Annotated in this window: 15 protein-coding genes; 4 read left to right on the top strand and 11 right to left on the bottom strand. The window is 71.5% G+C overall.

Going from position 1 to position 13525, the window contains the following annotated elements; all coding sequences use genetic code 11:
* Positions 1 to 67: 67 nt before the first annotated feature.
* Positions 68 to 1810 (top strand): 5'-nucleotidase C-terminal domain-containing protein, encoded by a 1743-nt coding sequence (locus AB0M54_RS15445; RefSeq protein ID WP_364471825.1) that lies wholly within the window; start codon positions 68 to 70, stop codon positions 1808 to 1810.
* A 74-nt stretch (positions 1811 to 1884) separates the two neighbouring features.
* Here AB0M54_RS15445 and AB0M54_RS15440 read toward each other — a convergent pair whose 3' ends face one another.
* The 7 genes from AB0M54_RS15440 to AB0M54_RS15410 form a co-directional block, all read right to left on the bottom strand.
* Entirely contained in the window at positions 1885 to 2520 is a 636-nt protein-coding gene (locus AB0M54_RS15440) for a hypothetical protein (protein ID WP_364471605.1), read from the bottom strand.
* Between the two features lie 83 nt (positions 2521 to 2603).
* Entirely contained in the window at positions 2604 to 3884 is a 1281-nt protein-coding gene (locus tag AB0M54_RS15435) for a signal peptidase I (RefSeq protein WP_364471602.1), read from the bottom strand.
* 127 nt (positions 3885 to 4011) lie between these two features.
* On the bottom strand, positions 4012 to 4485 hold the full coding sequence (locus AB0M54_RS15430; protein WP_364471599.1) for a hypothetical protein: 474 nt from the start codon (positions 4483 to 4485) through the stop codon (positions 4012 to 4014).
* 58 nt (positions 4486 to 4543) lie between these two features.
* Positions 4544 to 5389, bottom strand: a complete 846-nt coding sequence (locus AB0M54_RS15425) for a MerR family transcriptional regulator (protein ID WP_364320948.1) — start codon at positions 5387 to 5389, stop codon at positions 4544 to 4546.
* A gap of 3 nt (positions 5390 to 5392) precedes the next feature.
* Entirely contained in the window at positions 5393 to 6814 is a 1422-nt protein-coding gene (locus AB0M54_RS15420; protein ID WP_364471596.1) for a serine/threonine-protein kinase, read from the bottom strand.
* Between the two features lie 70 nt (positions 6815 to 6884).
* Entirely contained in the window at positions 6885 to 7463 is a 579-nt protein-coding gene (locus AB0M54_RS15415) for a YdeI/OmpD-associated family protein (RefSeq protein WP_364320954.1), read from the bottom strand.
* Between the two features lie 54 nt (positions 7464 to 7517).
* The gene (locus AB0M54_RS15410) at positions 7518 to 8102 is read right to left on the bottom strand and encodes a hypothetical protein (RefSeq protein ID WP_364320956.1); all 585 of its coding nucleotides are present in this window, start codon (positions 8100 to 8102) and stop codon (positions 7518 to 7520) included.
* 337 nt (positions 8103 to 8439) lie between these two features.
* Here AB0M54_RS15410 and AB0M54_RS15405 point away from each other — a divergent pair, with 337 nt between their 5' ends.
* Positions 8440 to 8796: an STAS domain-containing protein gene (locus AB0M54_RS15405; protein WP_364320959.1), complete on the top strand. Its 357-nt coding sequence runs from the start codon at positions 8440 to 8442 to the stop codon at positions 8794 to 8796.
* 107 nt (positions 8797 to 8903) lie between these two features.
* Positions 8904 to 9674, top strand: coding sequence for a serine/threonine-protein kinase (locus tag AB0M54_RS15400; RefSeq protein WP_364320961.1), 771 nt, complete (start codon positions 8904 to 8906; stop codon positions 9672 to 9674).
* On the opposite strand, the gene AB0M54_RS15395 is transcribed toward AB0M54_RS15400, so the two are convergent.
* Complete coding sequence (locus AB0M54_RS15395) at positions 9671 to 10423, bottom strand: PIG-L deacetylase family protein (protein WP_364471593.1); 753 nt, start codon at positions 10421 to 10423, stop codon at positions 9671 to 9673. The two genes, AB0M54_RS15400 and AB0M54_RS15395, sit on opposite strands and share 4 nt — an antisense overlap.
* A gap of 20 nt (positions 10424 to 10443) precedes the next feature.
* Between AB0M54_RS15395 and AB0M54_RS15390 the strand changes: the two genes are divergently transcribed.
* Positions 10444 to 11319 carry an alpha/beta hydrolase gene (locus AB0M54_RS15390; RefSeq protein WP_364320967.1) on the top strand — a complete coding sequence of 292 codons (876 nt, stop codon included), beginning with the start codon at positions 10444 to 10446 and terminating at the stop codon, positions 11317 to 11319.
* Here AB0M54_RS15390 and AB0M54_RS15385 read toward each other — a convergent pair.
* From AB0M54_RS15385 to AB0M54_RS15375, 3 genes are all read right to left on the bottom strand, one after another.
* Positions 11294 to 12133, bottom strand: coding sequence for a 5'/3'-nucleotidase SurE (locus AB0M54_RS15385; RefSeq protein ID WP_364471590.1), 840 nt, complete (start codon positions 12131 to 12133; stop codon positions 11294 to 11296). The genes AB0M54_RS15390 and AB0M54_RS15385 overlap by 26 nt on opposite strands.
* Positions 12134 to 12199: 66 nt before the next feature.
* On the bottom strand, positions 12200 to 12508 hold the full coding sequence (locus AB0M54_RS15380; protein ID WP_364471588.1) for a hypothetical protein: 309 nt from the start codon (positions 12506 to 12508) through the stop codon (positions 12200 to 12202).
* 62 nt (positions 12509 to 12570) lie between these two features.
* Complete coding sequence (locus tag AB0M54_RS15375; protein ID WP_364471585.1) at positions 12571 to 13488, bottom strand: cation diffusion facilitator family transporter; 918 nt, start codon at positions 13486 to 13488, stop codon at positions 12571 to 12573.
* Between the last annotated feature and the right edge of the window lie 37 nt (positions 13489 to 13525).

Below are 13525 nucleotides of genomic sequence, written 5' to 3'. Positions count from 1 at the left end.
GAGTGGCCCAAACCGCCGGGTGGCCGGAGGATGCATCGATGGTTATCGTGCGCGGGTGACCTCTCGTATGACTCGACGTGGCGTGCTCGCGGCCGCGGCGGCCACCGCCGCCGCTCCTTTCACGCTGGGTGAGCCGGCCACCGCCGGCGCCCGCTCCTTCAAGCTTTCGGTGCTCGGGACCTCCGACACGCACGGCAACGTCTACAACTGGGACTACTACCGCGACGCCGAGTACGACGACAGCGCGCACAACGACGTCGGTGTGGCCAAGCTGGCCGCCCTGATCAACCAGATCCGGGGCGAGCGCGGCACCACCTCGCTGGTGCTCGACGCCGGGGACACGATCCAGGGGACGCCGCTCGCCACCTACTACGCCAAGCAGGAGCCGATCACCGAGACCGGCGAGAAGCATCCGATGGCCAAGGCCATGAACGTGCTGCACTACGACGCCGTGACGTTGGGGAACCACGAGTTCAACTACGGGCTGCCGCTGCTGAACCTGTGGATCAAGCAGCTGGGGTTCCCGGCCCTCGCCGCCAACGCGGTGAACGTGGCGACGGGGCGGCCGGCCTTCCGCCCGTACCTCATCAAGAAGTTGATCGTGGGGGGCAGCACCCTGCGGGTGGGGATCCTGGGCCTGACCAACCCGGGCGTGGCGATCTGGGACCGGGCCAACGTCGAGGGGCTGCTGCGCTTCGAGGACCTGGTCGCGACCGCGGCGAAGTATGTGCCGATCATGCGGCGCAACGGTGCCGACCTGGTGCTGATCTCGGCGCACGGCGGGGACAGCGGCACCTCCAGCTACGGGCCGGAGCTGCCCAACGAGAACCCGAGCGCGCTGATCGCCGAGCGGGTGCCGGGCATCGACGCGATCCTGTTCGGGCACGCGCACGCCGATGTGCCGCAGCGGTTCGTGACCAACGCCGAGACCGGCGACCAGGTGCTGCTCTCCGAGCCGTCCAAGTGGGGGCAGCGGCTGACCCGGATGGACTTCACGCTGACCCGGGAACGCGGCCGCTGGGCGGTCACCGCGAAGCAGGCGACCACGCTCAACACCAACACGGTCGCCGAGGACCCGTCCGTGCTCAAGGCGGTGCGCAAGCAGCACGCCAAGACCGTGGCGTACGTGAACCAGGTCGTCGCCACCTCGATCGTCGAGCTGAGCGCGGCCGAGTCGCGGTACCGGGACACGCCGATCCTCGACTACATCAACCGCGTGCAGACCGACACGGTGACCGCGGCGCTGGCCGGCACCGAGTACGCCGGCCTGCCGGTGCTGTCCATCGCGGCGCCGTTCAGCCGGACCGCCGTCTTCCCGCGCGGCGAGGTGAAGATCAAGGACGTGGCCGGGCTGTACATCTACGACAACACCCTGGAGGCGGTGGTTCTCACCGGCGCCGAGGTGAAGGCCTACCTCGAGTACTCGGCCAAGTACTTCGTCACGTCGGCCCCGGGCGCACCGGTCGACCCGGCCACGATCAGCGATCCCGCGGTGCCGGACTACAACTACGACGTGATCTCCGGCCTGGCCTACGACATCGACATCAGCGAACCGGTCGGCCGGCGGATCGTGTTCCGTGACCCGGTCGACCCGGCGGCCCGGTTCGTGGTGGCGGTCAACAACTACCGGCGCAGTGGTGGCGGAAACTTCCCGGGCATCGTGAAGACCCAGGTCTACAACGCCCAGCAGGAGATCCGGCAGCTGCTCATCGACTGGGCCCAGCGGCGCGGCACGATCGACCCGGCCGACTTCTTCGAGCCCAACTGGCGCCTGGTCCGGGCCGGCGAGCCGGTCTTCCCCGAGGCCTGACGAAACCCGAGACCTGACGAAAGAAGTACGCGGCGCACCCCTCCCCGCCGGAGGGTGCGCCGCGAGTCCATCGGTTACTTCTTCTTGCGGACGACGCTCCACTTGCTGTCCTTGTCGGCCTCGACCACCAGGGTGCCGGTGCGGCCGTCGTCCAGGGTGAGCGCGCAGTCGTACAACCGCAGGCCGGTCGCGTCCCGGGCGCTCAGCGGGTCGCAGTTCACCGCGGTGGCGTCGACGCCGATCAGGCCCTTCAGGGCGCCGTCGGTGCGGATGTTCTTCTCCACCTGGGTGGTCCGGCCGTCCTCCAACTGCTGGAGGACGACGGGCTGCACGGCGAACGCCGCGACGCCCCACAGGACGGCGCCGGCGGCCAGCGTGGCGGCCCAGGTGATCCAGTACGGCGCCGTGCTGTTGCCGCCGCGCCGGGCGATGTTGGCCCGGCGGGCGGCCGAGACCGCGCCGAGGATCCCGAAGAGGAACGTCCAGATCACCACCGGCCACCACCGCGGCGGGGTGGGACGCGCGGCGTTGCGCATCTCCTCCGGGTAGGGCACCAGGAGCTGCCCGGTCTGCGGGTACGGCGCCTCCCAGGGCGTCACCGTGCCGTAGGCGGGCGGCGCCGGCTTGACCGGCGGCGGCGCCGGGTTCGCCCAGGGCGGTGCGGTGGGGTACATCGGTTGTTGCGGTGGTTGCTGCTGCTGGGTCGTCATGGCGGGGGCCTTTCCGGTAGCGGCTCGGGTGCATCGCCGTGCCAGAGTGGCCTCATCATCGGCGGCCATCCCCGGAACATGAGCTACTTCTTGCCGATGTTCCACAGGTTCTGGATCTCGGCCGGGGTCAGCGCCCGCGACCAGACCGTCACCTCGTCGATGTCGCCGTCCATGGCGTTGGCGCCCGACTTCCACGTCCCGTCCTTCACCCAGTCGGACCGGCCCGGCGCCCCGGCCGTGGCCCGGGTCCCGCCCGGCGGCCCGGCCTGGTCGAACACGAAGCGCATGTAGGCGCCGTCGGAGGAGAAGGCCAGCAGGTAGTTGACGTCGCCGTTGGTCGACGTGCCCTTGAAGACCAGCCGGCCCAGGGCGATGCCGTTGGTGCTGGTCCAGCAGGCCACGGACATCGGTGCGGTCATCCGGTAGGCGGCGTTGGTGCTCTGCGCGTACGTGTTGGCGACGCGGGAGAAGCGCAGTGCCGGGTCCGGGTCGCCGCGCAGCCCGCTCGCGGCCAGCGCGCTGGTGCCGCTGACCGTGAGCGGGCTGACGTTCATCACGTCGGGGATCGAGGTGGTGTTGTTCATCCGCCAGTAGGAGACCGGCGTCGAGGCCACCACCGCCTGGTGGTAGAACGCCGACGTGGCCCAGGTCGGCGACGCGCTGGTCGAGCCGGTCCAGGCCGCCCGCGAGCTGCCCCAGGAGGTGCCGACCGCGCCGGTGCTGACGGCGAGCACGCAGACCACGGCGGCGGCGAGCGCGGGGTGGTTCCGGCTCCGGCTCTTCCTGAGTACGGGCAGAGCGAGGCTGAGCAGGATCAGCAGGAGTCCGGCGACCGGCGCCCCGCGCCCGAGGTAGAGCTTCACCAGCCCGGCGAGCGGCACCACGAGCCGGGCGGTGCCGATGATCTGCTGGGGGCGGATGAGCCGCGAGTCCGGTTGCGGGTTGGCGTCGCCCTTGGTCCGGTAGCGCCCGTCCGGCAACCGTTCGACAACACGGTGCGTGACCGGCTGCGCGTCGGCGCTGATCGGCTCCACGACGACGACGGTGCCGACCGGCACGACCGCCGTGCCGTGGTGGCCCGCGGCGACGACCACGTCACCGGGCCGGACCAGCGGCGTCATCGACCCGGAGGTGACGGTGTAGGCGTCCCAGCCCCACAGCAGCGGCACCACCACCCAGGCGCCGAGCGTCATCACGGTGACCACGGTCATCACCAGCACCACCTGGACGGCCTCGGCGACCAGCCGGGCGGGCTCGGTCGCCTGGTGGTGGTGGGTCCCGTGGCGGCGGCGGTCGGTGCCACGCCGGCCGTCGGCACGGCGATGCCGGCCGGACCGGATCCCGCGATCCGCGGTCCGGCGCACCGGCCCGCGTGATCGAGCGGGGATCAAACGGTCTGCGCCTCCCAGATGAACGTGGCCGACGCCGTCTTGTTCTGGGCGGCCGCCTGGTTCTGCACGGTCACCGTGAAGCGGTACGTCAGCTTCTCGTTCACGACGCTAGGCCCCAGACACCCACTCCGTTGGCGAACGCGTTCTTTGCGGCGAAGTCGGTCAGCGTCCCGGTGAACACCGTGCCGCCGGCCGACCGGCCGGCGCAGTTGCCGTTGGTGGAGGTGCTGCTGCCGGTCTCGACGGTCAGGTTCAGGTAGTCGGCCAGCCCGGTGCCGCCGACCGTGCTGCTGTACAGCTTGACCGAGGCGGGGACGGTGGCGCCCTTGTACGTGACGACGATGCACTTGGTCAGCGTCTGCCCGTTCACCAGGGCCCCGTCCGAGCCGCTGTTGAAGACCGCGCTGCCGGTGCCGTCGCTGGTGATCTCGGCGCCGCCGGAGGACCAGGTGTTGGTGGTCGAGGTGTTCCCGGTGAACACGGCCTGGGTGGTCCGCACCACCATGGTGGACGTCAGCGAGGCGCCGAGCAGCACACCCAACAGCGTTGCCACGCGCGTTCGGCTCAGCGCCATGTGCCTCTCCTTCGTACCCGCCGGTAGCTGGTCGAGGCTTCATTTCGGTTACGCAGCGTCACACTTGAGGGAAAGTCACCTGGACCTGCATCTCGGTGACCCAGCGGTCGAAGTCGCCGGGCGGGCAGTCGAGGTAGACCTCCCGGGCGTACCCCTCGCCGACGGCGCGGTAGCCGTTGGCCTCGATCCAGGCGCCGATCGTCTGCCCGGTCCGGAAGGCCAGGTCCATGTGCCCGTGGTGGATCAGCGTGGCCGCCCGATCGAGCGCCGGCAGCTCATACACCTCGAATCCGGGGTCGGCCGGTGGCTCGCCCTCGATCGGGAAGGCCGCGTTCACCGTGACGGCGTCCTCCCCGGCCACCGTGTGGTCCCGCTCGTACCAGGCCAGCGGCGGGCCGGCCATCCGTACCCCGGCCTGCTCCATCCGCTCGATCAGCTCGGGGTAGAGCGGCTGGAGGGCGGGACCGATGTCGGCCGCGAGGTAGTTCGCGCAGGGCGCGCTGAGCCGGGCGACCCGCTGCGCGGCGACCGGCTTGAGGACGACCTCGGCGGTGTCCAGCACCCCGGCCGTCTCGATCATCCGAAGCCGGGCGTCCACCCGGGCCAGCCGGGCGTTGTCGGCGGCCACCTGCTCGGCCAGCTGGGCCCGCCGCAGCCGGAGCATCCCGCGCAGCTCGGCCGGATCGATCTTCTCGCCGACCATGGTCTGCACCTGTTCCAGGGTGAAACCGAGGTCTTTGAGCGCGACGATGCGGTTGATCTGGGTGAGCTGGGCCGCGGTGTAGTAGCGGTAGCCGCTGGACGGGTCGACCCGGGCCGGCCGGAGCAGCCCGATCGCGTCGTAGTGCCGCAGCATGCGCACCGACACGCGGCCCAGGGTGGCGAACTCGCCGATCCCGAACAAGGGTCAGTTCTGGCCGTTGCCGAGGCCGACGCCCACGCCGGTGCCCTGGCCCTCTTCGCCGCCGCCGCCGTCGGCCGGCGTGGTGGCCCCGCCGGTCGGCGGGGTCGTCTCGTCGTCGGTCGGGTCGTCGGTCGGGTCGTCCGGCGGCTGGCTGTTCTGCGGCGGCGGGGTCGTCTTGGACGGTGTGGGCGACGCGGACTTGCTGGGGGAGGGCTTCTTGGTGGGCGTGATGTCCGGGATGTTCGGCCGGCTGTCACCCTCGGTCGGCTCGTCCTCGATCGTGGTCGTCGGCACCTGGGGCTCGCCGCTCTCGGTGGCCTCGGCGGACGGGGTAGTCGTCGGCTCGACCACGGCGCCGTCGCTGTTGGTGGTCCGCATGGCCAGGGCGAGCGCGAGGCCGGCCGCGGCGAGTCCCAGAGCGATGACCATGACGAGTACGGCCACCTGGCTCCGCGAGCCCCGCCTGCGCCGCGGCGGAGGCGCCGACGGCGGGACGTTGCGCGGCAACGGCACCGCCCGGGTCGGGGACGCCGGGCTCATCGGCGCGGTCAGGGCCGTGCCGGTCAGGGCCGTGCCGGTCAGGGTGCGGTAGTCGAGCGGCTTGGTCGCGGCGAGGGCCGCCTCGGCGAACTCGGCGGCGCTGTGGAAGCGGTCGTCCGGGTGCTTGGCCATGGCCCGGCTGATCAGCTCACGGACGGCCGGCGGCACCTCGTCGGGCAGCGGGGCCGGCTCGTCCTCGAGGTGCATGAGGGCGACCTGGAGCGCGTTGTCGCCGTCGAACGGCGGGCGGCCGGCGATGCAGTGGTAGGCCACGGCGCCCAGCGCGTAGATGTCGGTGGCCGGCGTGACCTTGCCCTTGGCGACCTGTTCCGGGGCCATGTAGAGGGCGGTGCCGACGATCGAGTTGACCCCGGTGACGCTGGTCACGGCGTTGGAGCGGGCCACCCCGAAGTCGACCAGGATGACCGCGCCGGTCGGCCGGATCATCAGGTTGCCCGGCTTCACGTCGCGGTGGACCGTGCCGTTCTGGTGGGCGGCGTGCAGGGCGTCGGCCGCCTGGGACACGATCGACATGGTCTCGGTGACGTCGAGCCGGCCCTGCTCCTTGAGGCGGGAGGACAGGGGCTCGCCCTCCACGTACGCCATGACCAGGTAGGCGCACTGGTTGTCGCCGTCGCCGGTGGAGCTGGCGTAGTCGAAGACCTCGACCACGCCCGGGTGCCGGAAGGCCGCCATCATCCGGGCCTCGCCGTAGAACCGCGCGGCGAATTCCGGGTCGGACATCATGTTGTCGCGCAGCACCTTGACCGCGATCGTGCGGCCGAGCACCACGTCGGTGCCCTTCCAGACATCGCCCATCCCGCCCGTGGCGATGCGCTCGTCCAACCGGTAACGGTTGTCGAGGAGATGACCGACATCGAGCACCAGACGAACCCTTATCTGTGTGGGGGGTGGATCAGTGCGGACGACGGACCATGCTACCCACGCGGGGCGTTCAGCGCCGGACCAGCGGTGGCACACGGCGCCCGGCCGCCGAGTCGGTGATGAGCTGGGCGAGGCGGCGTGACCTGGTTTCGTCGCGTTTGGCGCTGACCACCCAGTGGATCGCCGAGCGCTGATAGCCGGGGGACTGTGCCGAGAACCACTCCCAGGCGTGCGGGTCGGCCTTCAGCTCGGCAAGTTGCTCCGGCGTGAGCTGGGCGTCGGCCGGCTGCTCGTACGAGTACACCGCGACCCGGTCGGGCTTGCGCTCGTCGAACGCCTTCTGCCCGGCCGGGCGCATCAACCCCTGCTCGGCCAGCCGGGCGACGGTCGCGATGTTCACCGCGCTCCATACGCTGCCCTTCCGGCGCGGGGTGAACCGCACCTGATGGCGTTCGTCGTCGATGCGCCGGCCGATGCTGTCGATCCAGCCGAAGCACAGCGCCTGCTCGATCGCCTCGGTGTGGGTGATGCCCGGCTTCTTGACGTGCTTCTTGTAGTAGCCGACGAAGAGCTCCGGCGCCGAATCGTGGTGCTTTTCGAACCATTCGCGCAGTTCAGCGGCGTCGGTGAAGAACACGGCGTCGGTCATCGGCACAGCCTAGGACCGCCGGGCGGCAAGTCGCGCCGCCCGGCGGTGCGCATGTCAGGACTCGTGGTAGCCGCGACTCTCGGGAGTGACGATGACCGCCGACTCGGCCAGCTCGAGCTCTTCCTCCTGAGCCTGGCGCTCGGCCGCCGCCTGGGCCGCGTTCGCCGCCGCCCAGCCCACGGCCACGCCGATCAGGCCGACCCCGATCAGCAGGCCCCAGGGCAGGCCACGCCGGCGCCCGGCCAGCGCGTCGGCGGCCAGGGCCGCCCGCGTCCACGCCTCGTCCTTGGCCGCGGCCACCCGGTCGCCGGCGTTGCCCGCCAGCTTGAGCCCGGACTGTTGCGCCTGAGCCGCGAAGCCGGCCGCCTGGTCGGCGAACTGGGCCGACTTCCGGGCCGCCCGGTCGGCGACCTTGGACGACGTGCCGGCCGCCCGGTCGGCGAACTTCGACGACCGCTTGGCGGCCCGGTCGGCCAGCTTCGACGACCGCTTGGCCGCCCGGTTGGCCAGCTTGTTGGCCTTCGAGCTGGTCACGTCGACCGCGTGCACGCCCGCCTCACCGGCCGAGGCGACCGCAGACGACAGATAATCCCACGCCTGAGCGGCCGTCCGCTCGGCCTTGTTCTTCCTCGAGGACATAGTTTCGCCTTCCGCTCTGCAAGGGTCGGTCTCACCGTGCCCAACCGTCGCGGTGAGCAAACACGCGCGCAAACGTGCCACGTCTTCGCAACCGTAGTTGTCCGCGGCGGAAGACCTGAGTACCCTCCGCAACCGGGTCGTGGGTGGAGCGTCACCATGGGAAATCCGGTGGACCGGTGTGAGTAGGGTGGAGCGCGTTTGCAGGGTCGGCACTCAGGTGGTTAACAGGTTCGGTGCATAGCCTGGCGAGGCAGTTTCACCGGACTCTTCGGGGGTAGTCGACCCCGGTTTTTGAGCAGACGCTCGGGCGCGTCCCGGGTGGGTGGAGGTTGAGGGCGTGACGCTGTCGATAACACGGACGGCCGCCGACCAGACGGTCGAGGTGGCACCCGCGGGGGAGATCGACGTAGAGAACGCGTACCTGATCAAGGATGCGGTGGTGGCCGCGATGGCGGAGGGGACGCCGAGCCGCATCGAGCTCAACATGCAGGACGTGACCTTCATCGACTCGGTGGGGATCAGTGCTCTGGTGAGCGCACATCAGATGGCCGGGATCTCCGGGGTCAAGGTCGTCGTGACGAAGCCCAGCCGGTTCGCCCATCGACAACTGTGGGTGACGGGGCTGCTGGGTCTGTTCGGTAATCCCGACCCGCACGGCGAGGGCCGGAACCAGCCGGCGGTGTCCGGCACCTGACCGTGAGTAGCGGCAAGTGTCCGACATCCGACCGTGAAACGCTCTCTCCTTAAAGCTTTCTTTCATACCGTGGTCGCGCCACAGGAGTTGCGGAATAGTGCGCTCCCGTGGCGCGACTTCTGTTGGGTACGAGCATCAGCCGGCGGTACGTGCTGATCCGCGCCATCGGTCAGGGCGGCGTCTCCACGGTCTACGCCGCGGTCGACGCCGTGCACGGCCGCAAGCTTGCGGTGAAGGTGCTGGCCCCCGCGGTCGGCTCGAACGCCCGGCGCGAGGCGATGATCACCGACCGGCTGCGCCACCCGAGCGTGCCGCGGGTCTTCGAGTGTGGCGAGGCGCCGCTGCCCGACGGCACCGTCGTCCCGTACGTGGCGATGGAACTGCTCGACGGCCGGCCGCTGACCGCCCGCCTGGCCCGTGGCCCGCTGCCCTGGCGCGAGGCCGCCCGGATCGCCGCCACCGCCGCCGACGTGCTGGCCGTGGCCCACCGCCGCGGCGTGGTGCACCGCGACCTCTCCGCCCGCAACGTGATGCTCACCCCGACCGGCCCCAAGATCATCGACTTCGGCCTGGCCCGCGAGTTCGACGCCGCCGGGCCGGAGAAGGACGACGTCTACCCGCTGGGTGTGCTGCTGTACGAGATGGTGATGGGCCGGTCGCCGTACCCGGCCGCCGTCGCCGCCACCATCCGGGCCGCCGGTCGGACCGCCTGCCTGGCGCCGACCCCGGTCCTGCCCGTTCCGGGCCTGCCGTCCCGCCTGCGTGACCTGGTCCGCGCCTGCATGGCCAAGAGCCCCGGGCTGCGCCCCGCCGCGCGGGACGCCGCCCTCAACCTCTGGGGCCTGCTCGACACGCCCCAGGGCGCGACCATCACCTAGCCGGTGACCCAGGGCGGCGGGCCGTCGAAGCCCAGCGACATGACCTCGAAGAGCGCGCCCGCGCCGGCGCCGATCGCCGGCCCGCTCTGGCGAGCCATCCAGCTCAGCATCGCCCGCGCGTCCGGTCCGCCGGGACCCAGGCCCTTGGTGTACTCGGCGTGCGCCTCGAGCGAGGCGATGCCCCGCTCGAGCGGGTCGCCGGTGATGTCGACGCCGTGCGTCGGGTTGGCCGAGCCGCCGTACGCGACGAAGCGCACGCCGCCCCACGCGGGCAGGTCGAGCTCCGGGAAGATCCACCGGTTGCCGGCGTCGCGGGCGGCGTCCAGCGCGGCCAGCCCGACCGCGCGATGGTCGGCCTGGTTGACCATGCCCCCGATCATGCGGACGTTGAAGTCGCCGCTGACGATGATGTCCGGGCGGTGCCGGCGGATCGCCGAGGTGATGTCCCGGCGCAGCGCCGGCCCGTACTCGACGATCCCGTCCTGATGGGTGAGGAACTCGACCACCTCGACGCCCACCTCGCGGGCCCCGGCCCGTTCCTCGTCGCGGCGCATCGGCCCGGCCTGGTCCGGATGTATCGAGTCGATGCCCGCCTCGCCGCTGGTGGCGAGCAGGTAGGTGACGGTTTTGCCCTGGGCGGTCCAGCGTGCCACGGCGGACGCGGCGCCGTACTCGATGTCATCGGGGTGAGCCGCCACGCACAGGCAGCGTTCCCAGTCCTCCGGCAGCGCCGGTAGCAGGTCGTTCATAACTGGTTATTGTTCTGCTTGTGGACCTCAAGCGCCTCCACCCTCAGGCTCGTTCGGCCATTAGTGCGCAGCAGCGTGCTCCGCTGACCTTGGACAATCTCGCCGAGGTACGCCGGAGCATGGCCGACGCCGCGCCCGTCGAGATGGGCCCCGGCCCGGCGGTCCGCGATGTCGCCGAGGTGGACGCCGGTGGGGTGCCCGCCCGGTTCTATCGCGACATCGACGACGCGCCGGTGCTGGTCTACGCCCACGGTGGCGGCTGGGTGCTGGGCGACCTGGAAACCCACGACGGGCTGTGCCGGCGGATCGTGCACGACTCCGGCTGGTCGGTGCTGGCCGTGGACTACCGGCGGGCGCCGGAACACCCGTACCCGGCGCCGGTGGACGATGTGGAGCGCGCGCTGCGCTGGCTTCCGCCGGATCGGACGGTCGCGGTGGGCGGCGACTCGGCCGGCGGGCATCTCGCCGTGGTGGCGGCCCGGCACGCGGCCCGCCCGATCGCCGCGCAGGTGCTGATCTGCCCGGCCCTCGACCCGGCGATGAGCTACCCGCCCCTGGACGACTACGGGCTGCACCGGGAGGAGATGGCGTTCTTCTGGGCCGCGTTCGCCCCGGACGGGTTGCCCGAGCAGGCCGACCCGACGCGGATGGACCTGGCCGGGATGCCGCCCGCGCTGATCGTCGCGGCCGAACTGGACGTGCTGGTCAGCGACGCGCAGCGGTACGCGGCCCGGCTCCAGGACGCCGGCGTGCCCGTGATCGCCTCGGTCTACCAGGGCCTGAACCACAACTTCCCGCGCAAGCTGGCGATCTTCGACGCCGCCGCGATCGTGGTCGCCCAGATCGGGGCGTTCCTGCGCAGCCGGGCGATCACAACGCCGGGGTCTGCACCCTGATCGACTCGAGGTTCAGCCGCACGTCGCGGTTCTCGGACGGCGACCGTAGCGGCGTCACCGAGGCGTAGCCCTCGGCCAGCGCGGCCAGGTCGGTGCCGGGCTCCAGGTTCTCCTGCGCGGCCTGCACCGCCGTGCGGACAAAACCCTCGGACCGCTCGGCGATGCTCACCTGCACCTGGCCGAACCGGGCCAGCGACGCCCGGCGCAGTCCCCGGATCCCGTCCACGTGCAGGTCGGGCACGTTCAGGTTGAGGATCGTGCCGACCGGCGTGTGCGCGAGCACCGGCAGCAGCTTGACGGCCAGGCCGGCCGCGCTGCCCCAGTGCCGCTTCTCGTCGGTCTCGTCGAGCTGATCGATCGCGGCGCCGCCACTGGCCACCGACCCCTGCACCGGGGTGAGCACGTCCAGCGACACGGCCAGCCCGCGGAGTCCGGCGTGGGCCGCGGTGAGCGTGGCGCCGACCGTACCCGAATGGATCACCGCCGCCCCCGCGTTGGCCCCGCGGTTGATCCCGGAGAGCACCACCGCCGGGGCCTCGCCGAAGGCCTCCCGCAGCGCGAGCAGCACGATGAACGCGGGCGACGCGGCCACCCCGTACGCGGGCACGTTCCGGGCCCCGGCCAGCTCCCGCGGCTCTACGACGATCTTGCCGTCCTCCTCGATCGCGGTCATCGACGCGCTGCTGCCGCTCGCCTCGGTCATCGGCGCCGCCACCACGACGTCGTGCCCGGCCCGCAGCACGGCCTTGGCCAGCCACCGGATCCCCGGCGTGTCGATGCCGTCGTCGTTGGTGATCAGGATGCGCTCGCTCACGCGAACACCATGCCGCTGCTCATGCCCCAATTGTCACGGATGGCGGCGACGGGTGCCCGGCAAACGTCAGTAGCGCAGCACCATGGAGTTCAGTTCCATGACCACGTCGGTGAGATCGGGGCGGGCCCGCAACAGCTCTTCCACGCGTACGCGCCAAGCACCGCGCTCGATGTCGGCGACCCGCCGGTCGCCCCCGGTGCGCCGCAGGTTGTCGGCCAGCCGGGCCCGGGTGTCGGTCAGCGCGTCGTGGATGTCCGGACCGAGCCGCCGCCACACCTGGTCGGCGAAGTCCTCGAAGTAGGGCGCCTCGGCCATGATGACGAAGGCCCGGGCGGCGTCCCAGGCGACGCGAGGCATGTGCGTGACCATGGTCATGGCCTCATGATGACCTCAGAACGTGATGATCGCCACACCCTTCATCGAGTGCGCTACCACTCTCACCAGCCCGCGGGGGTGCACCGGCCGCCGGCCCCGACCGGCTCCACCTGGAGCGTGGCGTGGTCGATCGAGAAGTCGTCGTGCAGCGCCTCCCGCGCCCCGGCGAGCACCGCGGCCAGCTCGGCCGCCGGTTCGAGGCTGAGGTGGGCCGAGGCCACGTCCATGCCCGAGGTGAGCGTCCAGACGTGCAGGTCGTGGACGTCGCAGACGCCGGGCACGGCGGCCAGGCGGGTGCGCACGACGGCCACGTCCAGGTGTTTCGGCGCGGCCTGGACCAGGATGCGGACGGCCGACCGGGCCAGCGCCAGCGTCCGGGGAAGGATCATCAGCGCCACCACGACGGCGACGATCGGGTCGGCGTACGACCACCCGGTGAACGCGATCACCACGGCGGCGACGATGACCCCGGCCGAGCCGATCAGGTCGCCGACCACCTCGAGATAGGCCCCGCGGACGTTGATGCTCTCTTCCGCGCCCTCGCGGAGCAGCAGGAACGCCACGATGTTGATGATCAGGCCGCCGGTGGCCACCAGCAGCATCCAGCCGGCCGGGACGTCAGGCGGGTCGGTGAACCGGCGGACCGCCTCGATCAGCACGTAGATCGAGACGCCGGTCAGCAGCAGCGCGTTGGCCAGCGCGGCGAGCACCTCGAGCCGGTAGAGACCGAACGTCCGCTGGGAGTCGGGGCCCTGGGTCCGGCCGGCGGCGGTGATCGCGGCCAGCGCCATCGCGATGCCGAGCACGTCGGTGAACATGTGGCCGGCGTCGGACAGCAGCGCCAGGGAACCGGTGGCCCAGGCCGCGCCCGCCTCGACCAGCATGAACGCCGCCAGCAGACCGCCCGCCCACCACAACCGGCGGCGGTGCCGGGCGCCACCGTGCCGGGCCGCGCCCCCGTGGTCGTGACCTGCTCCCATGACACAACCCTCCGACGCGGCGCCCAGCCTTGGCCAA

This window comes from Actinoplanes sp. NPDC051470 (assembly GCF_040682035.1).
GTDB lineage: Bacteria > Actinomycetota > Actinomycetes > Mycobacteriales > Micromonosporaceae > Actinoplanes.
The sequence above is the reverse complement of the archived record's forward strand: the minus strand, read 5'-3'. Positions and strand labels throughout refer to the sequence as shown.

Coding starts and splice junctions, on each gene's coding strand:
- AB0M54_RS15445 (WP_364471825.1), top strand. CDS start 68: ATGACTCGACGTGGCGTGCTCGCGGCCGCGGCGGCCACCGCCGCCGCT.
- AB0M54_RS15440 (WP_364471605.1), bottom strand. CDS start 2,520: ATGACGACCCAGCAGCAGCAACCACCGCAACAACCGATGTACCCCACC.
- AB0M54_RS15430 (WP_364471599.1), bottom strand. CDS start 4,485: ATGGCGCTGAGCCGAACGCGCGTGGCAACGCTGTTGGGTGTGCTGCTC.
- AB0M54_RS15415 (WP_364320954.1), bottom strand. CDS start 7,463: ATGACCGACGCCGTGTTCTTCACCGACGCCGCTGAACTGCGCGAATGG.
- AB0M54_RS15410 (WP_364320956.1), bottom strand. CDS start 8,102: ATGTCCTCGAGGAAGAACAAGGCCGAGCGGACGGCCGCTCAGGCGTGG.
- AB0M54_RS15395 (WP_364471593.1), bottom strand. CDS start 10,423: ATGAACGACCTGCTACCGGCGCTGCCGGAGGACTGGGAACGCTGCCTG.
- AB0M54_RS15380 (WP_364471588.1), bottom strand. CDS start 12,508: ATGACCATGGTCACGCACATGCCTCGCGTCGCCTGGGACGCCGCCCGG.
- AB0M54_RS15375 (WP_364471585.1), bottom strand. CDS start 13,488: ATGGGAGCAGGTCACGACCACGGGGGCGCGGCCCGGCACGGTGGCGCC.